This is a genomic window from Ruegeria sp. BC6 (assembly GCF_056539185.1).
This window is the reverse complement of the sequence record NZ_JBQFUM010000002.1, coordinates 40653-64103: the sequence shown is the minus strand read 5'-3', so window position 1 is coordinate 64103 and position 23451 is coordinate 40653. Positions and strand designations below refer to the sequence as shown.

At 61.5% G+C, this 23451-nt stretch carries 26 protein-coding genes; 12 read left to right on the top strand and 14 right to left on the bottom strand.

What is annotated here, in order from left to right:
* The 5 genes from ACR0MM_RS07760 to ACR0MM_RS07740 are packed head-to-tail and all read left to right on the top strand — an operon-like array spanning window position 1 to window position 2607.
* Complete coding sequence (locus ACR0MM_RS07760; protein ID WP_480695424.1) at window positions 1-447, top strand: hypothetical protein; 447 nt, start codon at window positions 1-3, stop codon at window positions 445-447.
* 4 nt (window positions 448-451) lie between these two features.
* Window positions 452-1117 carry a MotA/TolQ/ExbB proton channel family protein gene (locus tag ACR0MM_RS07755; RefSeq protein ID WP_480695422.1) on the top strand — a complete coding sequence of 222 codons (666 nt, stop codon included), beginning with the start codon at window positions 452-454 and terminating at the stop codon, window positions 1115-1117.
* Window positions 1107-1478 (top strand): biopolymer transporter ExbD, encoded by a 372-nt coding sequence (locus ACR0MM_RS07750; RefSeq protein WP_480695420.1) that lies wholly within the window; start codon window positions 1107-1109, stop codon window positions 1476-1478. The genes ACR0MM_RS07755 and ACR0MM_RS07750 overlap by 11 nt, the downstream gene beginning before the upstream one ends.
* On the top strand, window positions 1475-1870 hold the full coding sequence (locus ACR0MM_RS07745; RefSeq protein WP_170390774.1) for an ExbD/TolR family protein: 396 nt from the start codon (window positions 1475-1477) through the stop codon (window positions 1868-1870). Before ACR0MM_RS07750 ends, ACR0MM_RS07745 begins: the two co-directional genes overlap by 4 nt.
* A complete protein-coding gene (locus ACR0MM_RS07740; protein WP_480695418.1) occupies window positions 1867-2607 on the top strand; it encodes an energy transducer TonB in 741 nt (246 codons plus the stop codon). The genes ACR0MM_RS07745 and ACR0MM_RS07740 overlap by 4 nt, the downstream gene beginning before the upstream one ends.
* A 23-nt stretch (window positions 2608-2630) precedes the next feature.
* Here the strand turns inward: ACR0MM_RS07740 and ACR0MM_RS07735 are convergent, their stop codons facing one another.
* A complete protein-coding gene (locus ACR0MM_RS07735; RefSeq protein WP_480695416.1) occupies window positions 2631-3560 on the bottom strand; it encodes a LysR family transcriptional regulator in 930 nt (309 codons plus the stop codon).
* Between the two features lie 111 nt (window positions 3561-3671).
* On the opposite strand from ACR0MM_RS07735, the gene ACR0MM_RS07730 reads away from it, so the two are divergent.
* Together ACR0MM_RS07730 and ACR0MM_RS07725 are read left to right on the top strand one after the other, a co-directional pair.
* Window positions 3672-4115 carry a cupin domain-containing protein gene (locus tag ACR0MM_RS07730; protein WP_480695414.1) on the top strand — a complete coding sequence of 148 codons (444 nt, stop codon included), beginning with the start codon at window positions 3672-3674 and terminating at the stop codon, window positions 4113-4115.
* 5 nt (window positions 4116-4120) lie between these two features.
* Complete coding sequence (locus ACR0MM_RS07725) at window positions 4121-4930, top strand: glutathione S-transferase family protein (protein WP_480695412.1); 810 nt, start codon at window positions 4121-4123, stop codon at window positions 4928-4930.
* A gap of 170 nt (window positions 4931-5100) precedes the next feature.
* Here the strand turns inward: ACR0MM_RS07725 and xylA are convergent, their stop codons facing one another.
* From xylA to xylF, 4 genes are all read right to left on the bottom strand, one after another.
* Entirely contained in the window at window positions 5101-6408 is a 1308-nt protein-coding gene (xylA, locus tag ACR0MM_RS07720) for a xylose isomerase (RefSeq protein WP_480695410.1), read from the bottom strand.
* Window positions 6409-6417: 9 nt separating this feature from the next.
* Window positions 6418-7149 carry an ATP-binding cassette domain-containing protein gene (locus ACR0MM_RS07715; RefSeq protein WP_093965003.1) on the bottom strand — a complete coding sequence of 244 codons (732 nt, stop codon included), beginning with the start codon at window positions 7147-7149 and terminating at the stop codon, window positions 6418-6420.
* A gap of 71 nt (window positions 7150-7220) precedes the next feature.
* Window positions 7221-8519: a sugar ABC transporter permease gene (locus tag ACR0MM_RS07710; RefSeq protein ID WP_170339578.1), complete on the bottom strand. Its 1299-nt coding sequence runs from the start codon at window positions 8517-8519 to the stop codon at window positions 7221-7223.
* A 63-nt stretch (window positions 8520-8582) separates the two neighbouring features.
* On the bottom strand, window positions 8583-9602 hold the full coding sequence (gene xylF / locus ACR0MM_RS07705; RefSeq protein ID WP_093965002.1) for a D-xylose ABC transporter substrate-binding protein: 1020 nt from the start codon (window positions 9600-9602) through the stop codon (window positions 8583-8585).
* 151 nt (window positions 9603-9753) lie between these two features.
* Here xylF and ACR0MM_RS07700 point away from each other — a divergent pair, with 151 nt between their 5' ends.
* Window positions 9754-10971: an ROK family transcriptional regulator gene (locus ACR0MM_RS07700; RefSeq protein ID WP_170598998.1), complete on the top strand. Its 1218-nt coding sequence runs from the start codon at window positions 9754-9756 to the stop codon at window positions 10969-10971.
* Entirely contained in the window at window positions 10961-12472 is a 1512-nt protein-coding gene (locus ACR0MM_RS07695) for a CRTAC1 family protein (protein WP_480695408.1), read from the top strand. The genes ACR0MM_RS07700 and ACR0MM_RS07695 overlap by 11 nt, the downstream gene beginning before the upstream one ends.
* Here the strand turns inward: ACR0MM_RS07695 and ACR0MM_RS07690 are convergent, their stop codons facing one another.
* From ACR0MM_RS07690 to ACR0MM_RS07675, 4 genes are all read right to left on the bottom strand, one after another.
* Window positions 12473-13774, bottom strand: coding sequence for a cytochrome-c peroxidase (locus ACR0MM_RS07690; RefSeq protein WP_480695406.1), 1302 nt, complete (start codon window positions 13772-13774; stop codon window positions 12473-12475).
* Window positions 13771-14724 (bottom strand): aldose epimerase family protein, encoded by a 954-nt coding sequence (locus tag ACR0MM_RS07685; RefSeq protein ID WP_480695404.1) that lies wholly within the window; start codon window positions 14722-14724, stop codon window positions 13771-13773. Before ACR0MM_RS07685 ends, ACR0MM_RS07690 begins: the two co-directional genes overlap by 4 nt.
* The gene (gene xylB / locus ACR0MM_RS07680; RefSeq protein ID WP_480695402.1) at window positions 14724-16178 is read right to left on the bottom strand and encodes a xylulokinase; all 1455 of its coding nucleotides are present in this window, start codon (window positions 16176-16178) and stop codon (window positions 14724-14726) included. Before xylB ends, ACR0MM_RS07685 begins: the two co-directional genes overlap by 1 nt.
* Before the next feature lie 473 nt (window positions 16179-16651).
* Complete coding sequence (locus tag ACR0MM_RS07675; RefSeq protein ID WP_480695400.1) at window positions 16652-18145, bottom strand: BCCT family transporter; 1494 nt, start codon at window positions 18143-18145, stop codon at window positions 16652-16654.
* 173 nt (window positions 18146-18318) lie between these two features.
* Between ACR0MM_RS07675 and ACR0MM_RS07670 the strand changes: the two genes are divergently transcribed.
* From ACR0MM_RS07670 to ACR0MM_RS07660, 3 genes are all read left to right on the top strand, one after another.
* Window positions 18319-19401: an AI-2E family transporter gene (locus tag ACR0MM_RS07670; RefSeq protein ID WP_170340177.1), complete on the top strand. Its 1083-nt coding sequence runs from the start codon at window positions 18319-18321 to the stop codon at window positions 19399-19401.
* A 72-nt stretch (window positions 19402-19473) separates the two neighbouring features.
* Window positions 19474-19749 carry a hypothetical protein gene (locus ACR0MM_RS07665; protein WP_170339561.1) on the top strand — a complete coding sequence of 92 codons (276 nt, stop codon included), beginning with the start codon at window positions 19474-19476 and terminating at the stop codon, window positions 19747-19749.
* Between the two features lie 11 nt (window positions 19750-19760).
* The gene (locus ACR0MM_RS07660; protein WP_170340174.1) at window positions 19761-20231 is read left to right on the top strand and encodes a phage holin family protein; all 471 of its coding nucleotides are present in this window, start codon (window positions 19761-19763) and stop codon (window positions 20229-20231) included.
* 15 nt (window positions 20232-20246) lie between these two features.
* On the opposite strand, the gene ACR0MM_RS07655 is transcribed toward ACR0MM_RS07660, so the two are convergent.
* The 5 genes from ACR0MM_RS07655 to napG are packed head-to-tail and all read right to left on the bottom strand — an operon-like array spanning window position 20247 to window position 23425.
* Window positions 20247-20504: a hypothetical protein gene (locus tag ACR0MM_RS07655; protein ID WP_480695398.1), complete on the bottom strand. Its 258-nt coding sequence runs from the start codon at window positions 20502-20504 to the stop codon at window positions 20247-20249.
* A gap of 12 nt (window positions 20505-20516) precedes the next feature.
* Window positions 20517-21212, bottom strand: coding sequence for a NapC/NirT family cytochrome c (locus ACR0MM_RS07650; RefSeq protein WP_170524636.1), 696 nt, complete (start codon window positions 21210-21212; stop codon window positions 20517-20519).
* A 30-nt stretch (window positions 21213-21242) separates the two neighbouring features.
* A complete protein-coding gene (locus ACR0MM_RS07645; protein ID WP_170339556.1) occupies window positions 21243-21680 on the bottom strand; it encodes a nitrate reductase cytochrome c-type subunit in 438 nt (145 codons plus the stop codon).
* A 12-nt stretch (window positions 21681-21692) separates the two neighbouring features.
* Window positions 21693-22610, bottom strand: a complete 918-nt coding sequence (napH, locus tag ACR0MM_RS07640) for a quinol dehydrogenase ferredoxin subunit NapH (RefSeq protein WP_170340169.1) — start codon at window positions 22608-22610, stop codon at window positions 21693-21695.
* Entirely contained in the window at window positions 22607-23425 is an 819-nt protein-coding gene (gene napG / locus ACR0MM_RS07635) for a ferredoxin-type protein NapG (RefSeq protein ID WP_170340167.1), read from the bottom strand. The genes napH and napG overlap by 4 nt, the downstream gene beginning before the upstream one ends.
* Between the last annotated feature and the right edge of the window lie 26 nt (window positions 23426-23451).

Sequence of the window (23451 nt, the reverse complement as noted above, 5' to 3'; positions counted from 1 at the left end):
ATGACAAAAGCCATGCATCACCTTGTTCGGGCGGTCCTGCTGGCCCTGCCCCCCATCGCGGGGGCGGGGTTGGCCAGTGCCGAAGACACGCAGGGCGCGGACGGCGTCACGATCGAGCTCAGCTCGGCCGTGGACCAGGATCAGGGCTGCCTGCTGAGCTTCGTGGTCGAAAACGCCCATCCCGCCGATATCGGCGGCGCCGTCTATGAAACGGTGCTGTTCGGCGCGCAAGGCGAAGTGGCCCTACTGACGCTGCTGGATTTCCAGGACCTGCCCGCCGGGCGGCCCCGCGTACGCCAGTTCAAATTCGCCGGCCTGGCCTGCAATCAGATCAGCCGGATCCTGATCAACGGGGTGCAGGACTGCGCCTATCCCGGCGATCTGACCGATGCCTGCCTATCCGGCCTGACGCTGCGCAGCCGCCTTGAAACCGAATTGATTGGATGACCCGATGGATGCGTTTCTGCAAAGACTGACCGCAATTCTGGACCTGGGCGGCCCGGTCGTGGCCGTGCTGATCGCAACCTCGGTCGCGACCATGGCGCTGATCCTCTACAAGCTGTGGCAGTACAAGGCCGCCGGGGTCGGGCGGCATATCGAGCTGTCGCAGGCCATCGAAGCCTGGGACCGCAACGACCGGGCAACCGCGCGCGCGCATCTGGACCGAAGCCGCAGCTATCTGGCGCCGGTGGTCGCCATGGCGCTGGACGGGCATGGCCCGGAACTGATGGACCGCGCCGATGCCGAGGCCGAGGCGCGTTTTGCCGGGCTGGAACGCGGGCTGAACGTGCTGGACATGGTCTCGCAGCTTGCGCCGCTGCTGGGGCTGTTCGGCACCGTGCTGGGCATGATCGAGGCCTTCCGCACTCTTCAGGCGGCCGGCAACGCGGTGGATCCGGCGCTGCTGGCCGGCGGCATCTGGGTTGCGTTGATGACGACCGCCGCGGGGCTGGCCGTGGCCATGCCCACCGCGCTGGTCCTGACCTGGTTCGAGGCGCGCATGACCCGCGAACGGGTCTTTGCCAACCGCGCCCTGCGCACGGTGTTTGCCCCCGGCCACGCCGCCGCGCCATGCCCGGCCATCCCGCCGTCCGAGGCGCTGGCCCATGGCACTTGAAACCCGCAAAAGGCGGCGCCGGCGCCTGTCGATAACATCGCTGATCGACGTGATCTTTCTGCTGCTGCTGTTCTTCATGCTCACCTCGACCTTTTCGAAATACGCCGAGATCGAGCTGACCACCGCCGCGGCGGGCGGGGCGCAGGCCCAGCGGCCCATCCGGTTCATCAAGCTGGAGCGCGACCGCATCCTGATCGACGGCACCGAAGTCGCGCCCGACGCGGTCGCCGCCCGGTTCGACGGCCGAACCGACCAGCTGGCCTTGATCAGCCTGGGCGGCGGGGCGACCGCGCAGCAGTTGATCGACTTGCTGACTGCCCTTGAACCCGTGTCCCGGCTCAGCACGCAGGTCATCGGATGATCCGGCTGACCCCCAAAACGAAACCCGGCCGCGAGCCGACGATCGCCCTGATCAACGTGGTCTTTCTGATGCTGGTCTTCTTCATGATCGCGGGCACGCTGGCGCCGCCCCTGGGCCAGTCGGTGCAACTGGTGCGGACGGCGGATCTTGAAGGGCGCGAGCCGCCGGATGCGCTGGTCATCCGCGCCGACGGCGTGCTGGAATATCGCGGGGCCGAGCTGACCGACGTGGCGGCCTATGTCGAGCGCGCCTCGATCGACCTGCCATTGGACGCCGTGCGGCTGGTGCCCGACCGGGCCTTGCCGGCGGTGCGGCTGAAACAGATCAGCGACGCCCTGCGGGCCTTGGGCGCCAACCGGGTCTTCGTCGTGACCGAGCGGGGCCTGCCATGATCCCGCAATCCCGCATCATGGCCGCCGTGCTGGTCGTGCTGGCCGCCGCCACCCACGCCGCCGCCCTGTTCGAATTCGACACGGACGAGGCGGTTTTCGTCGAGGGCGGTGGCGCGGTTGCCCCAGCGGCGCTGGGGTCCTCGTTCCGGGATTACGCGGCCGGAACCATGGCCCCGCCCCCGGTGGCCGCGCAGCACTCACCCGTTGCCCCGGCCCGGACCGCGCCCGAGGCCCCGGCGGACCGTGCGCGCGCGCAGCCGGCCACCAGGGTGCAGGCGCAGGCCCCGGCCCGGCGGCAGAACGCCCATACGCCGACCCTGCAAAAACCCGAGCCGCAGCAGGCCCGGCCTCAAAAACCGCCCACCCCGACCGGCAATGCCGCGGACAGCCGAAAAAAGGGCAGCGCCACCGGCAAGGCGGTGACCGGGGCGGCCTCGGCGAAACGGACGAACCGCGCTGCGCAGGAACAGGGAAATGCCGAGGCCAGCACCTATGCCGGTCTGGTCAAGCGCAAGATTTTGCGCGCCCGTCGAAAAAGCGTGAATATCCAAGGCTCGGTTCTGGTGGCCCTTCGCATCGCCGACAACGGCGCGCTGGCGTCGGTCAGCGTCGCCCGCAGCTCGGGCTCCGCCCGGCTGGATCAGGTCGCACTGGCGCAGGTCCGGGCCGCCGCGCCCTTCCCGCCGCCGCCGGCCTCGGCCCGGCGCACCTATTCGATGGAAATCGTCAGCAAATAGAGACTCAACCCGCGCTTGTCCGACTACCTGGTGTCCAGCGGCTTCAGCAGATCGAACACTTGTTGCCGCATCCATTTTGCCATCGGATTTGCATCAGATCGTCTGTGCCAGATAGCTATGATGTTGACGGGTTCGATTTCGAACGGCGGGGCAAGGACCTTCAGGCCGAACTCCGGCGCAAACTTCCTGGCCAACTGAGAAGGCACCAAGGCCACAAGATCGCTTGCACTGACCACTCGGCACACCCCTGAAAACACCGGAAGCGTCATCGCGACGTGCCTTTTTCGACCAACTTTCGCCAGAGCCGCATCACCCATCGCCGCCAGTTTTCCCTCGGGTGAAAACAGCACATGCGACAAGGCGCAGAAGGTTTCCATAGGAAGTTCGGTGCCGTCTTCGATCTGTGCAAGGAATGGGTTGTCAACGCGGCCGACAACCATGAAGGACGACCGGAACAGCACCTCTCGGCTGATCCAATCCGGTGCATCTGTATCCGGGATCAACGCGAGATCGGCATTGTAGCGCTCAAGACTCTCAACATAGTTCTCGGGAACAAGATCCACCAATTGCGCGACCATCTTCGGAGCCTTGCGGTTCAGAACGCCCCCGAGGCCGGGCATCAGCAGCTCGGCAAAAAAGTCGCTGGCCGCGATCTTGAAAGTTTCGGATGCCTGCCTGGGATCGAAATCGTCATTGTGGCTCAGCAGACTTTCCAGTCGATTGAGTTCCTCACGCAGCCCGTCCTTGATCGAAACCGCAAAATCCGTTGGGACAAGCTGATTTCCCCGCCGCACAAACAGATCGTCACCCAAGGCGTGCCGCAGGCGGTTCAACGCATTCGACACTGCGGATTGCGAGACCCCAAGTCTTTCCCCTGCCTTGGTGGTGGACCCCGCCGTCAGGATCGCATCAAGAACACGGAGCAGGTTCAGATCTAGCGTTGCGAAATTCATGTCGATAATACCGCGTATTATGAACTTTCGTTAGATTGATACCGTTTTTTGCGCCTACAAGTAAGGTACCGAAAGCGCTTTCGTTTCATGTCGGATCAAAGGACAGAAGCGATGCATGATCATCTGGTTGATGACGCCACGCTCGAATGTCAGGGCGTTCGTTACAAAACAATTCTGGACCCCGCCGAAACCGGGGGCGCCATGTCGATTGTAGACAGCCTTTCGCCGGTTGGAAGCGGTCCGCCACGGCACATCCATCACGCAGAAGACGAAGTCTTCGTGATTTTGACCGGTGTCTGCAAAGTCTGGGTCGAAGGTGTCGAAACGCGTGTCGGCCCGGGCGAAAGCATCTTCATACCCCGCGGAAAGGAACACACGTTCAAGGTCATCGGTGATGAGCCCAGCCGTCACCTTGTCATTCTCACACCGGGAGGTTTCGAGGGCTTTTTCCACGCCATGGCAACGGCCCGGTATAAAATCCCTGAAGACATGCCTGACATCGAGGCCGTAGCCGCCAAGTATAACCTGTCATTTACTGGCCCTCCATTGGATTGAACGTCATGACCCAGCACATCGTCTACCATATTCCCGTGTGTCCCTTTTCACAGCGGCTTGAAATTCTGCTGGCGTTGCGGGGGATGGGGGACCGGGTGGAGTTCCGCGTCGTGGACATCACCAAACCTCGCGATCCAGAACTACTGAAGAAAACGCGCGGAACGACCGCTCTGCCGGTTCTCGAGACTCCGGACGGGCAGATCATCAAGGAAAGCCTCGTGATCCTGCGCTATCTGGATGAAATGCTCAAAGGGCCAAAGCTGCGGCGCACCGACCCGGCCGAACATGCGGTCGAGTCGATGCTGATTGCCAAAGAGGGTGCCTTCACGATGACCGGCTACGTCTATGTGATGAACCAGGACCCCGCGCAGAAAGACGCCTACAACGAAAAACTGCTCGCGCTTTATCGTGACCTCAATGACTTTCTTCTGACCCATAACCCGAACGGTGTTTTTCTGTTCGATCAGTTCGGGTTGGCCGAGGCGGTGTTCACACCGATGTTTCAGCGCTTCTGGTTTCTGGAATACTACGAAGACTTTGAACTCCCGCAAAACGGCGAGTACGACAGAGTCCGAAACTGGAAAGCCGCCTGCATGACCCATGAGGCCACGGGGCAGGTGACACAAGAAGAAATCGTGAAACTCTACTACGACTATGCCTTAGGTGCCGGAAACGGAGCGTTGGTGGGCGGCCGCAAAGTGTCGAGCTTTGCGTTCGAGCCACATTGGAAGTCGAGGCCAATGCCGCCGCGGGACAAATACGCCGGGACGGCATCGGACAAAGAACTTGGGCTGGTAGTCCCGGCATCCGATTGAAGCCAGAAGGCATGCGGGTCAATTGTCCCCCCTCCGCGGGGGTCCGACGCCCACAACACGCATTCGGATATGGCCCGGTGGCGCAAAGCTGGTCCTACGTCACGAGTACCGGCTGATTAAACCGAACCAGGCTTAGGCTTCCGGGCGCGGAACCGTTGAACCTTTAGCCGTCAGACGAACCTGTTGACGTAGTTCTCCAACCGCTCCTGCCCGCCGGATCGAGGCTCGGGATTGATACCTTCGGCCAACACTCGGGCCGCGATTTCATCCAGCGATGAGGCAAGCATGGATTGCGCCTCCGGGCTGTCCCATCCGGAATATCTGTCGGTCAACGCGGCATCAAGCCCGCCATCCTCGATCATCTTGGCCGCGGCCTTCAACCCGCGGGCACAGACGTCCATGCCGCCCACATGCGCAGCGACAAGATCCTCGGGATCGATCGACTGGCGGCGGATCTTGGCGTCGAAATTCGTGCCCCCGGTCGAAAACCCTCCGGCCTTGAGGATGTAGTAGTAGGCCAACGCGACTTCGGGCACGTTGTTGGGAAACTGGTCAGTGTCCCATCCAGATTGATAATCGTTCCGGTTCATGTCGATCGAACCCAGCATACCCTCGGCCGCCGCCACGGCGATTTCATGTTCAAAGCTGTGGCCAGCCAGGATCGCGTGGCCCTGTTCCAGGTTCAGCTTCACTTCGTCTTCCAGCCCGTATTTCCTGAGAAACCCGATGCAGGTTGCGGCGTCATAGTCGTATTGGTGCTTGGAGGGTTCCTGTGGCTTCGGCTCGACCAGGATGGTGCCCTTGAACCCGATCTTGTGCTTGTAGTCGACCACCATGTTCAGGAACCGTCCCATATGGTCCAGTTCCAGCCCCAGATCGGTGTTCAGCAACGTCTCGTAGCCTTCGCGCCCGCCCCACAACACATAGTTCTCGCCGCCTAGCTTGTGGGTCGCGTCCATACAGGATTTCACGGTTGCTGCGGCAAAGGCAAAGACGTCCGGATCAGGGTTCGTGCTGGCACCCCCCATCCAGCGGCGATGGCTGAACATGTTGGCGGTGCCCCAAAGCAGTTTGGTTCTCGACGCCTGCATCTTTTCACCGATATAGTCGGTGATTTCCTCGAGCGTGCGCAGGTTTTCGGCAAAGCTGCCCTGTTCGGGGCGAATATCCGCGTCGTGCCAACAGAAATAGGGCTGTCCCAGTATTTCAAACATCTCAAAGGCGACATCGGCCTTCATCCTGGCGCGTCCCATGTCGTCTTGCGGGTGCCACGGGCGAACAAGAGTCGGACCGCCGAACGGGTCTCCGCCCTCCCATGCGAAAGAGTGCCACCAGGCGACGGCAAAGCGCAGATGGTCCTCCATGCGCTTGCCCAACACCACTTCGTCCGGGTCATAGTGACGGAACGCCAGCGGGTTCCGACTGTCTACGCCTTCGTACCGGACCTTTTCGATACCCTCGAAGAAACCGCTTGTCATACCTGCCCCCTATTCCGAGTTTTGCCCGGGCTGCTTGCCCAGAATGATCATCGACAGCAGATCGTCGTCGGTCACGTCCGCGATATCGACCGTGCCGACCAGCTTGCCGTTCTTCATAACCGAGGCCCGATCACACAAATCCATGACCGCATGGACATCATGGTCGATCAGGAAAATTCCGATCCCCTGCGCCTTGAGCTGGTGAATCAGATCGGCAACCATCTGCGTCTCGTGCGGGCCCAAGGCGGCCGTCGGTTCGTCCATGATCAGGATGCGGGCGTTGAAATAGACAGCCCGCGCGATGGCCACCGACTGTCTCTGGCCACCGGACAGAGCCGAAACCGGATCGTTGAACTTCTGAAAGTTGGGGTTCAGCTGCGCCATGATCTTACGGCATTCGGCCTCCATCGCCGCGTCGTTGACCAGACCGAAAGGCGTAGTCATTTCGCGTCCCAGGAACAGGTTCGAGGTGGCGTCCAGATTGTCGGCCAGGGCCAAGGTCTGGTAGATTGTCTCGATATTGTTGGCCCGCGCGTCGCGCGGATTGTTGATCTCGACCGGCTTGCCATCGATCAGGATCTGCCCGTGGTCCATCTGATAGGCTCCGGACAGGACCTTGATCAGCGTCGATTTGCCAGCCCCGTTGTGCCCCAGCAATCCCACCACCTCGCCGGGATACAGATCGACCGAGACCTGGTCGACGGCCTTGATCCCGCCGAACGAGATCGAAATGTCTCGCATCTCGACCAGAGGTGGTTGCCCGGAACCGCGACCGGATGCCGGCGGCGTTTTCTGAGTTTCCTGCGCTTGCGTCATTTTCCACCCAATCGCTTGCGATAGACGATGTCGATATAGACGGCCAGAACCAGCACGCTGCCGACGACGATGTTCTGGAACGGCGCATCCACGCCGACCATGGCCATGCCCGATTGCAGCGCCTGCATGATCAGCGCACCAAGGATCGCGCCATAGATGGTGCCGATCCCGCCGGACAGGGCGGTTCCGCCAATGACCGCAGCCGCAATCACTCGCAGTTCGTCCAGTGTTCCGATGTCGTTGGAATGGTTGGCCAGCCGCGCCGAGGCGACCACTGCCGAAACCGCGCACAGGAAGCCCATCAACGCAAAGATCTTGACGGTCAGCAGGCGGGTATTGATGCCCGACAGCTCGGCTGCGTCCGGGTTGCCGCCGGTCGCGAAGATATAGCGCCCGAACCGGGTCTTGCGGGCCACGACCGTCAGGGTCACGGCGACGATGATCAGGATCAGGACCGAGATCGGGATGCCGTACCCGACGATCAGGCCCTCGGGCATCGTCTCGCCGCGGGCTTCGAACATACGCTGCAACCGGCGCGTCGGAATGGCATAGCTGTTCAGGATGTACACATATCCCAGGATGCTTGCGGCAATGATCCCGGCGAGCGTTGCCTCGGCCCAGACGGGTTTGACCGGGAAGCCATGCGCCGCCTTGGCCCGGCGGCTGCCCCACAGCGCCCAGATTGCAATAGCCGCCGCAAACAACCCGAACAGCCAGCTTGCCGTTGTTCCCAAGGTTCCGTTCGTTCCCCCGAACATCAGGAAATTGCTGTCCAGCGGCCCGATTGTCTGCCCGCTTGTCAGATACCAGGCGACGTTGCGCCAGACCAGAAAGCCACCCAAAGTCACGATGAACGCCGGAATGGTCAGGTAGCCGACCATCCAGCCATGAAACGCTCCGATCAGCGTTCCGATGGCAAGACCGACCAAGATGGTGATGATCCAGGTGGCGGGATGGTCCAGACCCATCCCCAACACGCGCGGCAACAACTCGGTCTGCGTCATGGCCATCACCGCCGAGGTGGTCGCCAGCAAAGCGCCAACGGACAGGTCGATGTGCCGGGTTACGATGATGAACACCATACCGCAGGCCATGATCGCCACCGAAACCGATTGGATCGACAGGTTGAACAGGTTGCGGGGCGTCAGGAACCGTCCGTCAGTGACTATATTGAACCCGATGCACAGGATCACGAATGCGCCGATCATGCCCAAAAGCCGCATGTCCAGTTCCAGCTGTTGGAATAGGCTTGGCTTGGTTTTCTGAGGTATCGGCTGAGACGAAGTTTCGGTCATTTCCGATCTTTCATATTCAGCAAGGGTCCCCGGCCCGCCCATGCAGGCCGGGGACTTTGGAGTTTAGTTGCAGGGTGCGGGGCCGTTCTCGACGCCCTGGCACAGATCTTCCAGCGCGATCCATCCGGCATCCACAACAACCGACAGATTGTCCTTGGTGATCGGAACCGGAGCCAGGAAGACAGAATTCATCGTCGTTCCGCCCGGCGAGGTCCAGCTGACCACTCCGTCGATTTCCGACGGGTCGGTGCCACTGCTGAGTGCGACGGCAATCTCGCCGGCTGCCTTGCCCAGCTCGCGTGCGTCCTTCCAGACGGAAACGGTCTGCGTACCCAGGGCCACGCGGTTCAGCGCGGCGTGATCGCCATCCTGACCCGACACTGGGATACCTTCCATGCCCTGCGCGGTCAGCGCCGCGACAACGCCACCTGCGGTCCCGTCATTCGACGCGACAACCGCATCGACCTTGTTTTCATTGGCGGTCAGGATCTGTTCCATGTTCCGCTGCGCATTCGCGGGCAACCAGCCATCAGTATAGGCTTCACCGACGATCACGATGTCACCGCTGTCCAGCGCCGCCTGAAGGATTTCCTGCTGACCACCGCGCAGGAAGTCCGCGTTCGGATCCGTAGGCGAACCCTTGATCATGACGTAGTTGCCCTTGGGCATCGCCTCGTATACGGCGCGCGCCTGCATGCGTCCCACTTCGACATTGTCGAAGGTCAGGTAGAACGCGCGATCGTCCTCGATCAGGCGGTCGTAGGCGATGACGGGAATGCCCTCATCCGCGGCGGCCTGTACGGCCGGACCGATGGCCTGCGCGTCCTGCGCGAGAATGATCAGAGCGTCCACACCCTGTGCGATCAGGCTTTCGATGTCGGACAGCTGCTTGGCCGAGGACGACTGGGCGTCCGCCGAGATATATTCGGCCCCACCGGCCTCAAGCGCAGACTTGATTGCCGCTTCGTCCGTCTTCCAGCGCTCTTCCTGAAAGTTGGACCAGCTTACACCGACGACCGGCTCGGCAAAGACAGCCGAGCCAACCATGGCAACAGCAGCTGAAAAGCTGAGAATTCGTTTCATGATTTCCTCCCGTTGATGGGGCCATCGCGTCATGATTCGCGGCCCTCGTATTTCTGCGTATCATATTTATTTCAGCGGGTAAAATATTTACTCTGTTCGTGGGTCCCAAATCCCAATAGATTGAGGCCTACAGAAGATTCGCGGAGACAAGATGCTGAAAAGCAAGGCTTCTCAAAACTCGCTGGACCAACGGAATGCCACGCGCCTGCGGGTGTTGGAGCATATCCGGACCAAGGGGTCGATTTCGCGGATCGACATCGCATCGGCCCTGCAGACCAGCCCGGCCACCGTCACCGCTGCAACCGCTGACCTGATTTCCGCCGGCCTGGTCCGAGAGACCGAAGGCGAGGCGCATTCCAAATCGGCCAAACGCGGGCGGCCGCGGGTTCTTCTACAACTGGACGGGCCCTCCTATCTTGTGGCGGGCCTCAAGGTCGCGCGCCAGGTCATCTCGGTCATCCTGGTCGATTTCGAAGGCAACGAAGTCACCTCGCACATGTACGCCCTGCAAGATGCCAGAATGTCTCCGCGCGATTTCGTCCGCACCGTGCGCCTTGCGCTTGAGGAGACCTGCGCAAAGATCGACCGTACGATCGACGGGCTTTCAGGTGTTTCCATAGGCATCGCCGGTTTGGTCGATGCCGAGAGGAATTTCGTGCACTGGTCATCTTCGATTACCGAGCGCAATGTGAACTTCGCCGCGTTTCTGGCCGAAGGCCTGCCCTGCCCGGCCTTCATTGAAAACGATGCGAACCTGGTGGCCAAGGCCGAACAGCTGTTCGGGCTGGGCAAGGGCCTGTCGAACTTTCTTGTCGTCACGATCGAGCACGGTGTCGGATTGGGCATTGTTCTGGACGGCAAGCTGTTCCGGGGCAACCACGGATGCGGGGCCGAATTCGGGCACGCCAAGGTCCAGTTGGACGGGGCGCTGTGCCAATGCGGGCAACGGGGATGCCTCGAGGCCTATGTCGGCGACTATGCTTTGATCCGAGAAATGACGGTCGCCGGGCAAAGCAGCGCGCTGAAAACCGTTTCCGACATTCACGACCGCGCGCACGCCGGAGACCAACGGGCAATTTCCGTTCTGGCCCGCGCGGGTCAGATGTTCGGCTTGGGCCTGTCAAACCTCATCAATCTGTTTGCCCCAGATTGCATCATTCTGTCCGGAGCCCAGGTCAGCTTTGAGCACCTGTGTTCGGACGACGTGATGGCGCGCATTCGAAACGGAGTGGTGAATGTCGACACCGCCCTGCCCGAGATCAAGGTGCATCATTGGGGCGACCTCATGTGGGCCAAGGGCGCGGCGGCCTACGGGATCGAACAAGTGTCGATCCTGAAGGTGCAGGAGATCGCAGCCCATGCGAGCTGAACTCGCCTTGGTGGCGGCCCTCGCCACGACCGCCAGTGCCGATCCTGCCATCCCCCGGTATCAACCGATCGATGTTCCCTCTCATGTCTATGACGGCGGTTGGGAGCATTTCGTGGGTGGCGGTGTCGCGGTTTTCGACTGCAGCGGGGACGGCTTGCCGGAACTCTTCCTTGCTGGTGGGGCGAACCCATCGCAGCTGTTCCGAAACACCTCTCAGGCGCAAATATCCTTTCAGGCAAACACGCCAGAGCCGCTGTCCCTGACAGGTGTGACCGGCGCCTACCCGATGGACATCGACGGCGACGCCATCCTGGACCTTGTGGTTCTGCGCGTTGGGGCGGACCTGTTGCTCAAAGGTGGGCCCGATTGCCAGTTCAGCCCATTCGCGGGGCTGGGGTTTGAGCCCGATGACCACTGGACCACGGCCTTCTCGGCCACGTGGGAACCCGGGCAGACACTGCCCACTCTCGCCTTCGGAACCTATGTGGACCGCGACAATCCGAATGGCCCATTCGAGGCCTGCGGCCCCACTCTGCTGTACCGCCCCCTTGGTGAAACCTATGGCCCGCCCGTTCGGCTGGAACCTGGGTACTGTGCGCTGTCGGCTTTGTTCTCGGATTGGGGCCGGACCGGGCGCGCGGATCTGCGGATCAGCAACGATCGGCACTACTATGTCCGTGGCGGACAGGAACAGATGTGGGCGCTGGAAGAAACTCCGCGCCTGTATGATCAGGCAGAAGGTTGGTTGCCCTACTCGATCTGGGGCATGGGCATCGCCTCGCGCGATCTGACGGGGGATGGCTATCCCGATGTCTACCTGACCTCGATGGGAGATCAGAAATTCCAGATTTTCGACCCCGAAGCCGGCGGTCCCACATGGCGTGATGCGACCTATGACAAGGGCACGACCGCACATCGGCCGCACATCGGCGCGGACGGGCGACCATCGACCGGTTGGCACGCGCAATTCGCGGATGTGAACAACGATGGGCGTGACGACATTTTCGTCGCGAAGGGCAATGTCGAGCAGATGCCGGATGCGGCTCAGGACGATCCCAACAGCCTGTTGCTGCAGCTGGAATCCGGTCAGTTTTTCGAATCCGCGGCTGAGGCCGGTGTGGCATCAATGGCCAAATCTCGCGGCGCCGCGCTGCATGATCTGAACAATGACGGCTGGTTGGACCTGGTTGTGGTCAATCGCGGATCACCCGCCGAAATCTATGAGAACCAGCCCGCAACAGGGAATTGGGTCATGGTGGATCTGGGCCAGGACGACGTCAATTCGCAAGCCATCGGCGCCTTTGTCGAAGTCCGGACCGCTGCCGGAATTCAGACCCGCGAGATCACGATCGGCGGAGGCCATGCCAGCGGGATGGCAGGGCCGCAGCATTTCGGTCTGGGCGACGCCGAGACCGTGGACATTCGTGTCGTCTGGCCCGGCGGAGACCGCTCGGACTGGGAGACATACGACACCAACCGGATCATCCGACTGCGGCGCTGATCACTTGTCGACTGGCAGCCCACTGGGCACCCGCTGTGGTACACCCAGCCGTTCGGCAGGATCCTCCAGTGCAGCCAGAAAACTCAGGATGTCGTCAATCTCTGCGTCTGACAGGGCAATCGGTTGCAGTTCGTTGGCCGCGGCGATGGCATCGACCAAGGCCGGATCCTGTAGCGGCCGTTGATCATCGGCTCCGGGAAAGACAGGCAGCTCTGCCATTTCGATCGAGTAGCGCCGCAACGCGCCTTCGGGGTCAAGGTGGTGCCGTACCACGTCCTCCAGCCGAGCATAGGCACCATCGTGACCATAGGGTGCAGTCAGCGTCACATTGCGCAGCGACGGCGTCCGGAAGGCAAACGCATCTTCCGCTGCACCGGTTACGCGCAGCCGACCATCATCCCGGACGTGATTTTCAAAACGAGCAGCCTTTCCCGGACCGATCTGGGGCATCGCGATCGCATGAAACCCGTGGTCGGTCTGAAACCACCCCGAATGGCACGATCCGCAACCGGCCTTGCCGAAAAACAGCTGCATGCCGCGCGCCGCGTCGGGCGGCAGAGGTTCCTCTCCGCGCATCGCGCGATCAAAGGGGCTGTTGTCGGCGCGCCATTCAAAGGCGATGAAATCGGCAATTGCGTTGGCGATGGCTACGAACGAGACCTCCTTTTCGGGGGTAACGTCGCGGAACATCCGTTGATATTCCGGAACCGAAGCCACCCGCACGGCGATCAGGTCCCATGCACCACCCTGTTGCGTCAGAAGGCCCAGCCGCACCGCCTTGCTGATCGGGTTTTCCGAATAATGTCCGGCCATCTCATCCGGCGACAGAACCGGGAACATCGCCTGTGCCGCCAATGCCGAGCGGAACCCCGGCCGCATATGCTGCCCCAACGGTGTTCTGATGCCGAAAGGTTGCTCAGGAGCATCCTCGAGCCTGCCGTCGTGAAAAAACGTCGTGAACTCGGTCGCGCCAAGGTTCCAGAGGGCCGGAGAGTTGCGCGGGATGCGCTGCTCGGGCAGGTTGTCGGACCCAAGCCCGCGGGCGCTGCCCAGCCCCACCCCGCCTTCTCCGATGCCCAGCGACATCCCGTCCGAGGTCCCGAACCTTGGGTGGTGGCAGGTGGCGCAACTGATGTTTTCGTTTCCCGACAGGATCGGGTCGTAGAACAGCATTTGCCCCAGTTCCACGATCGCAAGGTCGGGCTCGATGAACTCGGGAGCCGGGCCAAGGTTCTGGGCCGCTGTCCCGGTGGCAAAGCTGGCGAAAACAGCCAAGGCCGATAAGGAACGGATCACGCTCATGCCCCTGCCTCGGATATCTCAAGCATCAGCGTCTGGTGATACGGTTTCTCGGACGTACATATGATCGAGGGGAACGCGGGGACGTTCGGCGCATTCGGATAGCCCGATGGCTCGATACAGAGCCCGGCATGCGGCGCAAATGGCGCGGACAAATGGGCGGCAGAGTAGACCTGCGCCCCGGGCTGATCGGAATGGACCGTCATCGTCAATCCCGACGGCGCCGCAAGGGTGGCAACCGGTTGGGCCACCTTGCCGCCGGTGCCGAACAGGAAGAAGTGATCGAGGTCCGTGGCGGCCTGTCCGATCGGTTCGGGGGCCGCGAAATCCAGCCCGACCGATGCAGAGTCGACGATCCCGCCAGACGGTATCCCCTGATCGTCCAGTTCCAAGTGACGATCTGACGCCAACTGCAATCGGTGCTCGGAGATGCCTCGAGCGGACCCCAACGTGTAGTAGTTGTGTTGCGCGATGCTGATCGGGGTCGGCCTGTCCGGCCAGGCAGAGATCGAATATGTCAGGCGAGGGAAATCCAACCGGACCCTGACCTCGAAGCGCACAGCCCCCGGAAATCCGCCCGCGCCGTGGGGCGAGACATGGACCAGCACCGCCTCGCACGGCGAAAGCTGCTCGACCTGCCAGAACTGGCGCGAGAGCCCTTCTGCCCCCCCATGCAGCGTATTCGACCCTTCGTTCGCAATCAGCGCATGATGGGTGCCGTCCAGATCGAACCCTGCGCCGCCGATCCGGTTGGCAACCCGCCCGACGAGCGCGCCCAGATAGAACGGGTCGTTCAGGTATTCGGTCAGGTCGTCATAGCCAAGGATCAGCGGTTGGCCCTTGTACCACCACCCTTGCGTGATCGCTCCATAGCCCAGCAATGACACCCGCATGTCCCCGTCTTGCAGGACGATAACCGGGATATCAGTGCAATCAGTGCGACTTTTGTTCATCATCCAGCCAATGGCGCCAGCGCCTTGTAATACGCTCTGTATCGTCTGTAGGCGCTGTCATAGGCTTCGGTCAAATCACTCTGCGGTTCGATGATGGCGTCGATCTCTGGCGGGGTCATGATCTGTTCGGGTGTTGCGTCTCCGGCTGCGCACATGGCCAGCCGTGCGGCACCAGTCGCAGCCCCGAACGCGCTTCCCTTGGGCAGGGCCAGCGGCACATTCAGCGTGGTGGCGATGGTCTGAAGCCAGTAGCGGGACCGCGCACCGCCACCTACGGCAATCAACTGCGCCGGTTCGGTACCGGTGCTCCTCAGGGCCTCAAGGCAATCGCGCATTGCGAAACCGACACCCTCCATCACTGCCTGCACCAGATCCGTCGGCTCCGAAGCGATGTCTAGGCCCAGAAAAGCTCCTCGGATGGTGCTGTCATTATGCGGCGTCCGCTCGCCGGACAGGTAGGGCAGAAAGGTCAACGACGACGGCCCGTTTGGCTGGTCGGGCAGCGCCCCGGCCAGCGCCTCGACCGGTTGGCCCAGATTGCGTGACAGCCAGTTCAGGCTGTTGGTCGCCGACAGGATGACGCCCATCTGAATCCATCGCCGAGGCACCGCGTGGCAAAAGCAATGAACCGCCGTCTCGGGTGCCGGTGCATAGCTGTTCCGAGCCATCAGCAGCACACCCGAGGTGCCAAGAGACAGAAACCCGGACCCCTCGTCGATGCTGCCGATACCGCAAGCGGCCGCGGCGTTGTCGCCAGCACTGCCAGCGACCACAACCGGGCCGGACAGCCCCCATTCCCGAAGCAGTTCATCCCGCAGTTCGCCACCATGGTCAGTGCCCTCGACCAGTCGCGGCATCTGATCGGGCCTCATGTGACCCAACTCCAGCGCCCTGTCCGACCAGTCTCGCGCGCCGACATCCAGCCAGGACGTTCCCGCGCTGTCGGACATGTCACTGACATATTCCCCGGTCAGCCAGAACCGCAGATAATCCTTCGGCAACAACACCATGGCCGTACGGGCGAACAGGTCGGGTTCATGGGCACGGACCCATTCCAGCTTGGGCGCGGTGAACCCGGGGAACACGATATTGCCCGTGATCTCGCGCATCCCGGGGGTCTGGTCCAACTCTTTGGCCTCTAGCGCCGATCTGGTGTCATTCCACAGAATGCACGGCCGCAGGACGGTGCCGTCCCGATCCAACAGCGTTGCGCCGTGCATGTGGCCACTCAGTCCGATCGCCCGCAGTTGCGCCAGTGCATCGCCGTTCGTCTCACGCAGCCGGCCCATGACGGTCGCGCAGGCGTCGATCCAGTCCTGCGGGGCTTGTTCGGACCATCCCGATTGCGGGTTCGACGTAGCGATCTCAGCCTCAGCCTCGGCCAGAACCTGCCCGGCCTCGTCCACAAGAATTCCCCTGAGACCAGAGGTCCCCAGATCCAAACCCAGATACACGAGACGCGCCCTCACCAACATTATTTTAGTTGGTAAAATTATTAACCGAGATCACAAAATGTCAACACCGGAATCCGGCGCGCAAATTCATACGAGACAAATAGGGCGGAACGTTCGGCCCCACCAGGCTTCTTTGATCGGCAGCGGATCAGCCAGTACTCTGCCAATAGGCTGTTTGCGCGCTGAAGACGTAGTTCGCTGTAGTTTGCCAACTCTTGCGCATGCTGTCCTATATCTCCGAGATCAAGGCGGGAGTCTCATTGCATGACGACCGCAACATGGGGCATGGCTGAAATTCAACCTGCAAGGAAAGCGCGCGCGTTCTTTGGGTTACGCCCATCAGGTTTGATGGATGGCGACATCCCCTTTCCCGGCGACCGGGCCTCAGGGATCCGGGCGCAGGCACAGCCAGATCAGAAAGCCCAGGTACAGAAAGACGGTGACGTTCAGAACGGTATCCAGAACCTCGCCTGTCATGGCCCTTCCTCCCGCGCCAGCACCCGGAACAGACAGACCACCAGAACCGGAACTATGAAAACAAAGGCGATCGCCGAAATTGCGATCACAGATCGCACCAGCCCGATATCCCCGACAAAGACCATGGCAAGCCCAAGCGCACCCAGAATTGCCCCCCACACCGTGCGGATCCGGGGAGACGGGTTTTCATCACCACCGGTTCCGATCATCGCGAGGGTAAATCCGGCGCTGACAACGCTGGTGACCACAAACAGAAACGCGGCGACGATGGTCGCTGTCTGCGTCAGTCCGGACAGTGGAAACCGCTGAAGCAACGCGAATGTGGTCGCGTCAAGATTCTGCTGATTGACTACGGACAAGGAACCTTGCTGCCGCAGCGCGTCAAAAAACCCAAGCCCGCCAAACACGCCAAACCAAAGAATCGAGAACAAGGTTGGCGCGACGATCACACCCAGAAGAAACGCCCGGATCGTTCGGCCCCGGGAAATCCGGGCGATGAAGATACCGACGAACGGCGACCAGGCCAGCCACCAGATCATGTAGTTCAGAGTCCAGTCCTGGAACCAGTTGACGAGGTCGTCACCAAAGAACTCGGCCGTGGCAAACCCTGCGGGCAGAACGTGGAACACGTATCTTCCGAAGCCGCTCACGATACCGTTCATCAGGTATGAGGTGGGGCCAAGGATCAACAGATAGATCATCATTGCCACGGCAATCAGCATCGCAGCATTGGACAGCTTCGCCATGCCGTCCCCCAGATCCCGGCGCAGAGGAATGACAAATGCCACACACATGGCGACAAAGACCGGAAGCGTCAGAGCCGCCGAATCCGCCACGCCAAGCAATCCGGCCAGCCCGGTCTGCACCTGAAACACCCCCATGGCCAGCGAACCAGCCAACCCCACGGCAATGGCAACGATTGACAGAAGGTCAAAGCCCCAGCCCATCGCCCGAACCCACGGGGCCGACCCCAGAGCGTCTTTCAACGGCGCGCTCAGCAGCAGAGTGCCCCCACGGCGGAAGGCGAAATAGGCAATGATCAGACCGACCACCCCGTAGATTGCCCAGGCATGAAAGCCCCAGTTCAGGTAGGTTACGAACAGAGCGTTTCCGGCGGCCCTCGGATCTGGTTCGTATTTTCTGAGCTCTTCGAAATGAGTCAGCGGCTCGGCCGCACCATAAAACAGCAGCCCAACCCCCATCCCGGCCGCAAACAGCATGGCGATCCATGCGGGAGTCGAAAACTCGGGATCGGCACCATCCGGCCCCAACCGGATGCGCCCAAAGCGCGAAAAGGCCAGAAACAGCGCAACGAACAACAGGCCGCTGGCCTCGAGCATGATGAACCAGCCCCGGCTTTCGAACTGCGTCGCAACCGCGGCAGACGCCAACCGGCCCAGCCCCGCCGGGTCGACAAGACCCCAAATCGCAATGCCTGCGCTGATCGCAAGCGCGATGACAAGCAGCGAATTGGTCGATGTGCGGCGCATGGGCTTTGGTCCTTGGATTTGATCCAAGGCCGAGCGTAGAGACCCGTTTGCAACCTGTCCAGAAATCAACTCTTTCGAGAATTTTGTTTGAGAACAGCCGAATATCTGTGCCTAATGGCGGAATCGACCAACGGTGGCGGGCCGCAATGGTGCTGAGCCCGCAGGAGACGTGCATGGCAACTCAACCCAAGGCCGACAACCAGCGCGTGGGCAAGCCTGGGCTGACCTTCTGGTATCAGCTGGTTGTTCTGCTGTTTCTGACCATCGCGTCATTGGTGCTGGCGTCCTCGGTTCTGATACCGCTTTCCTTCGCCATACTGTTGTTTGTGCTGCTTACTGCAACATCTGACCGGATCCACCGGATCGTCATTCTGGGCCATTCCGTACCGAAATGGATGGCGCATCTTGGGGCCTTGTGCCTGATCCTGTTTGGATTGCTGATCATCCTGTCGATCCTGTCCAGCCAGGCCGGTCTGGTGTCCGAGGCTTTCCCGAAATACGAAGAGCGCCTGTCCGGTATCCTGGCAAAACTTGTCGCCCTCGTCGGCAACGAGAACTATGCCGCGGCCCAGAAGGCGCTGAGCCAGATCAACCTGTCGGGTTTTGCCGGCAGCATCATCGGATCCGCTGGCGCCTTCCTCAGCGCCTTCTTCCTTGTGCTGCTCTACGTGCCGTTCATGCTGGTTGAACGCCTGCCGATGCAGACCAAGATTGACCTCGCGATCTCGGATCCAAGGCTTGCCAACAAAGTTCGCAACGTGCTGCACAGCACGTCCGCCAGCATCCAGCGCTATGTCGGGATCAAGACTTTCGTCAGCGCGCTAACCGGGTTCGGCAGCTTTCTTGTCATGTGGGCGGTTGGGTTGGATTTCGCCGAGACCTGGGCGGTTCTGGCCTTTCTGTTGAATTTCATCCCCACGGTCGGCTCGATCATCGGTGTCGCCCTGCCCTCTCTGGTCGCTCTTGTCCAGTTCGAGGAACTAAGCCCGTTCCTGATGGTGCTGTTGGGATGCGGGGCCGTGCAATTCTCGGTCGGAAATATTCTTGAGCCGACCTTGCTGGGCAAAAGTCTGAACTTGTCCCCTCTCATGGTCATACTGGCCCTGACATTCTGGACCGCGATCTGGGGCATTCCCGGTGCGCTGATGAGCGTGCCGATCACTGTCTGCATCATGATCATTCTGACCCACATTCCGGCCACGCGCCCCATCGCCATACTGATGTCGGGCGATGGCCGCGTGGGTCCCAAAGACTGATCTCGATGCCGCCAAACCGGATTATCGGCCAATCGCCCGCGCGACTGGCCGCTTCACGAAAGGACAACGCCAATGGTTACCAAAGCGGAACTTGAACAGCAGGTCGCTGAGTTGAAGCGGCAGCTTGAGGAGCAGGCCGAGGACAAAAAATCGGGCGCGCGCAAGGCGGGCGAAAAGGTGAAAGAGGCCGTCCAGGACATTCCCGATAAGTTGTCGGCCGAGTTCGAAGACTGGTCCGGTGAGATCGAGACCGCGCTGGCCGAGTTGGATGCCATGCCACACAAGAAAGCCATCCTGTTCGCCCTAGGCGTTTTTGCTCTGGGCTACGTGATCGGTCGGTCCAGGTAGGAGACAGTCAGATGAGCCGCATTTCCCGAAACATTTCCATCATCCTGCGCACCGAACGGCTGATCGCTCAGCGGAACATGACCGTCTTGGCCAAACGCGCAGGCTTTTTCGCCGCAGCCGGATTGGCGGGCGGGTTGGCCATCATCATGCTGAATGTCGCGGGCTATCTTGCTCTGGCGTCAGTGATGTCCAAGCCGTTGGCTGCACTGGTCATCGCCCTGATCAACCTGATCGTGGCGCTGATACTCGCGGCTATCGCCAACTCGGTCAGCGCCGAGGCCGACACTGCGCCAGTAGCAGAACTGCGCGACATGGCGATCGGCGATATCGAGGCCGAGGTTCAGGACATGATGTCAGAGGCTCGCGAGACGGTCCGCGACCTTAGAACCGTCTCACGCGACCCTCTGGGAACGCTTGCCCCCGGGGTGGTGACCATGATCGCAAGCGCCGTTCTGAAACACCTGAAGAACCGCAAAGAGTAAGCGGCGACTGTCGCCCTAGACGGTCGCCCCTTTCTGACGGATCAGACAGCCAATGCTGCTGGCGCACACACCGACCAGAACGCCGATGATCAGTTCCATGGGCTCGACCTTGGCAAAGGTCCAATGCGCAAAAGCCAGGGTTTCCAGTACTCCGATCACCGCGCCCATGGTCGCGGCCAACCACAGTTGGCGGGTCATCATGCCTACCGCAAGGCCCAGAATGCCGGGCAGGCTCAGGATGTTGCCGCCGATTGTTCCAAGAATCTCAAGCATGTCGTGCCACTCCTAGTCGGATGTGCTGTTCAGGAATGACCGGATCTCGGCCGCGCCGGTACTCTGCGCAATTTCGGTGCCGGTCACCGGATCCAGCGAGGCGACCACTTTCTGATACTCCTCCAGATAGCCCGGCGGCAGGCTGTGCGCGATGCCCTGGTGGCAGTCGATGCAGGTCATGTTCTCGTCGATCGCACGCTGATGTTCGTTGGCGGCGCGCGTTTCCTGAATGGTGAAGTCCATGTATTCGAAATTGTGGCAGTTGCGGCATTCGCGGCTGTCCGACGCCTTCATCTTTTTCCACACGGCCGAGGCCATCTTCAGGCGGTGATCCTCGTATTTCTCGGGCGTGCTGATGGTGCCGACCAGCTCGTGATAGACGTCTTTCACCGCCATGATCTTGGCTTCGATCTTGAAGCTCCATTCCTTGGGCACGTGGCAATCGGAACAGATGGCCCGTACGCCGGAATGGTTGTTGTAGTGGATCGTTTCCCGGTATTCGCCAAGGTTGGTTTCCATCGTGTGGCACGAGACGCAGAATTCTTCGGTATTCGTCATCTCAAGGGTCCAGTGGAACCCACCCCAGAACAGGATGCCGGCCAGAAAGCCCGCCAGAACCAGAAAGCCTGCGCTGAACGCGGCGGCCGGAGTCCAGATCCACGCCCAGATGCGGCCGATCAAGCCGCGCTTTTCAGGAGAGTCTGCCATATTTGGTGCTCCTTTCAGTCCAAAGCTGGATCAGTTTCCGGCCGAGGGCTGGAACAGGTTGTCGACCAGGGCCGGCGCATCCGCCTGCGGCACATGGCACTGGTTGCAGAAATACCGGGTGCCCGCGATCTGATCGAGCTCGTTGCCTTCGCGATCCAGATAGTGGGTCATCGACAGGGTCGGCGCGTTGCGCTCGCCGGCCTTGGTCCAGTCGTGGCAGGACAGGCACTGATTGGTGCGGATGTCGATCTGGTACTGGTCGATCTTGTGCGGAATCAGCGGCGGCTGCTGGCGATAGTTGCGCTGCATGCGCCCTTCGATGTTGCGGTGCACATCATCTAGGATGGCCGGATCATCGATATCCACGCCTCGCAACGTGGTCACGGACGCGGATTGCGCAAAGGCAAGCCCGGTCACAAGAAGAACAGGGATCAGGGCTATTGCGCCTGTCGCTATTGATTTTTTCATCTTGGCACTCCCTTAAGCAGGTCTGGCGGCGCGCGGTTCTGGCGCGGCGGCTGGATCGGGTGGCGCGACGACGGCGTCATCGAACCGGTGGGTAAGTTTGAATACGTCGACTGAGCACACGTCGATGCAGCGGCCGCATGTGGTGCAACCGGGCGACAGGATCAGCGGGCTGGATCCCGGCTTGCCCTTCAGTGCGGGCGAGATCACCTGGTTTTCTGGACAGACCGCATAGCAATCCATGCAGTCGTCACAGGCGGCGCGGTTGGTGGCGCTGACCCGCAGCAGGCTTTTGGTGCCGATCAGGCCATAGAAGGCCCCGACCGGGCAGATATGGCCACACCAGCCATGCCGGGCCACGAACAGGTCAAAGACAAAGATCGCCACGACCATCGCCCAAACAAAACCCATACCAAAGACCAGCCCGCGGTGCAGCATGGTGATGGGGTTCACCAGTTCCCATGCAATCACGCCGGTCAGCGCCGACACGATCAAAACGGTCGCCAATATCCACAATCGGGTGCTGCGTTTGGGCTGCCAGCCTTTGGGCAGGTCCAGCCGGCGGTGCAGCCAATGCGCGGCATCCGTGACCGGGTTGATCGGGCACACCCACGAGCAATAGACCCGCCCTCCGATCAGCGCATAGGCCACCAGAACGATCAGCCCGCCGATCAGCGCGGTCATTTCCGGCCAGTGGCCGGCCACCAGCCCCTGCAGCAGGATGAACGGATCGGTCAGCGGCAGCACGTCCAGCGTCAACGATCCGGCCAGCGTGCCCTTGACGATCCAGATGCCGAACCACGGTCCCAACAGGAACAGCGCCAGAAAGAACACCTGACTGAACCGCCGCAGCAGCAGGAACCGATGGGCGCCGACCCATCCCTTGACCTCGCGGGCCTCGTGCCCGACGGGCATATGTGTCCGCGCCGTCATTGGCCTGCCCCCGGAAGGTTGTAGCCCGGTTCGTACCCGCCCGGCGCGGCAAGGTTGTCCGCGCCCGGTCCGGGCAGGCGATCGGGCAGGTCGATGATGCCTTCGACCAGCGGCCCGCCCTTTTCGGCCTTTTCTTCCCATCCCTTGCGGTAATGCTCGGCCGAACTGCCGCGCGCCAGCCGTGCGGGCAAAACCTTGATCGCCGCCTCGGGCAGAACGCAGCTTTTCTCGCAGACGCCACAGCCGGTGCAGCGGTCGGCATGAACCGTCGGCGCAAAGATCGCATGGTGGCCGGACCGGTCGTTGTGCGACAGTTCCAGCGTGATCGCCTCGTCGATCACGGGGCACACGCGATAGCACACGTCGCAGCGCAGCCCCAGGAAGTTCAGGCAGTTCTCCTGATCGACCAGAACCGCAACACCCATCTTGGCGCCGTCGATATCCTGCAACCCCTTGTCCAGCGCCCCAGTCGGGCAGGCCGCAACACAGGGGATGTCTTCGCACATCTCGCAGGGCACGTCGCGGGCGATGAAATACGGCGTACCGGTCGCCACCGCATCGACGCCCAACTCGGCCAGCTTCAGCGTGTCATAGGGGCAACCGCGGACGCACAGCCCGCAGCGGATGCAGGCCCCCAGAAAGCCATCTTCGGGCAATGCCCCCGGCGGTCGCAAGGCCTCAGCCGGCAGGGCGCGGGCGTCGCGGGCCAGATAGGCCAGCACCGACCCGGCGACCAGACAGCCACCCGCCGCGCGCGCCGAGTCCTGCAGGAACCGGCGCCGTTGCGGCGAAAGAGGTTTACCGACCAGAGACATTACACGCGACCTTTGCGATCCCTGCC

Coding starts and splice junctions, on each gene's coding strand:
- ACR0MM_RS07735 (WP_480695416.1), bottom strand. CDS start 3,560: ATGAATTTCGCAACGCTAGATCTGAACCTGCTCCGTGTTCTTGATGCG.
- ACR0MM_RS07715 (WP_093965003.1), bottom strand. CDS start 7,149: ATGCGAGACATTTCGATCTCGTTCGGCGGGATCAAGGCCGTCGACCAG.
- ACR0MM_RS07675 (WP_480695400.1), bottom strand. CDS start 18,145: ATGCGCCGCACATCGACCAATTCGCTGCTTGTCATCGCGCTTGCGATC.
- ACR0MM_RS07730 (WP_480695414.1), top strand. CDS start 3,672: ATGCATGATCATCTGGTTGATGACGCCACGCTCGAATGTCAGGGCGTT.
- ACR0MM_RS07725 (WP_480695412.1), top strand. CDS start 4,121: ATGACCCAGCACATCGTCTACCATATTCCCGTGTGTCCCTTTTCACAG.
- ACR0MM_RS07760 (WP_480695424.1), top strand. CDS start 1: ATGACAAAAGCCATGCATCACCTTGTTCGGGCGGTCCTGCTGGCCCTG.
- ACR0MM_RS07645 (WP_170339556.1), bottom strand. CDS start 21,680: ATGAAAAAATCAATAGCGACAGGCGCAATAGCCCTGATCCCTGTTCTT.
- ACR0MM_RS07740 (WP_480695418.1), top strand. CDS start 1,867: ATGATCCCGCAATCCCGCATCATGGCCGCCGTGCTGGTCGTGCTGGCC.
- ACR0MM_RS07650 (WP_170524636.1), bottom strand. CDS start 21,212: ATGGCAGACTCTCCTGAAAAGCGCGGCTTGATCGGCCGCATCTGGGCG.
- ACR0MM_RS07745 (WP_170390774.1), top strand. CDS start 1,475: ATGATCCGGCTGACCCCCAAAACGAAACCCGGCCGCGAGCCGACGATC.
- ACR0MM_RS07695 (WP_480695408.1), top strand. CDS start 10,961: ATGCGAGCTGAACTCGCCTTGGTGGCGGCCCTCGCCACGACCGCCAGT.
- ACR0MM_RS07655 (WP_480695398.1), bottom strand. CDS start 20,504: ATGCTTGAGATTCTTGGAACAATCGGCGGCAACATCCTGAGCCTGCCC.
- ACR0MM_RS07690 (WP_480695406.1), bottom strand. CDS start 13,774: ATGAGCGTGATCCGTTCCTTATCGGCCTTGGCTGTTTTCGCCAGCTTT.
- ACR0MM_RS07665 (WP_170339561.1), top strand. CDS start 19,474: ATGGTTACCAAAGCGGAACTTGAACAGCAGGTCGCTGAGTTGAAGCGG.
- xylF (WP_093965002.1), bottom strand. CDS start 9,602: ATGAAACGAATTCTCAGCTTTTCAGCTGCTGTTGCCATGGTTGGCTCG.
- ACR0MM_RS07685 (WP_480695404.1), bottom strand. CDS start 14,724: ATGAACAAAAGTCGCACTGATTGCACTGATATCCCGGTTATCGTCCTG.
- napH (WP_170340169.1), bottom strand. CDS start 22,610: ATGACGGCGCGGACACATATGCCCGTCGGGCACGAGGCCCGCGAGGTC.
- napG (WP_170340167.1), bottom strand. CDS start 23,425: ATGTCTCTGGTCGGTAAACCTCTTTCGCCGCAACGGCGCCGGTTCCTG.
- ACR0MM_RS07710 (WP_170339578.1), bottom strand. CDS start 8,519: ATGACCGAAACTTCGTCTCAGCCGATACCTCAGAAAACCAAGCCAAGC.
- ACR0MM_RS07755 (WP_480695422.1), top strand. CDS start 452: ATGGATGCGTTTCTGCAAAGACTGACCGCAATTCTGGACCTGGGCGGC.
- xylA (WP_480695410.1), bottom strand. CDS start 6,408: ATGACAAGCGGTTTCTTCGAGGGTATCGAAAAGGTCCGGTACGAAGGC.
- ACR0MM_RS07750 (WP_480695420.1), top strand. CDS start 1,107: ATGGCACTTGAAACCCGCAAAAGGCGGCGCCGGCGCCTGTCGATAACA.
- ACR0MM_RS07660 (WP_170340174.1), top strand. CDS start 19,761: ATGAGCCGCATTTCCCGAAACATTTCCATCATCCTGCGCACCGAACGG.
- ACR0MM_RS07670 (WP_170340177.1), top strand. CDS start 18,319: ATGGCAACTCAACCCAAGGCCGACAACCAGCGCGTGGGCAAGCCTGGG.
- ACR0MM_RS07700 (WP_170598998.1), top strand. CDS start 9,754: ATGCTGAAAAGCAAGGCTTCTCAAAACTCGCTGGACCAACGGAATGCC.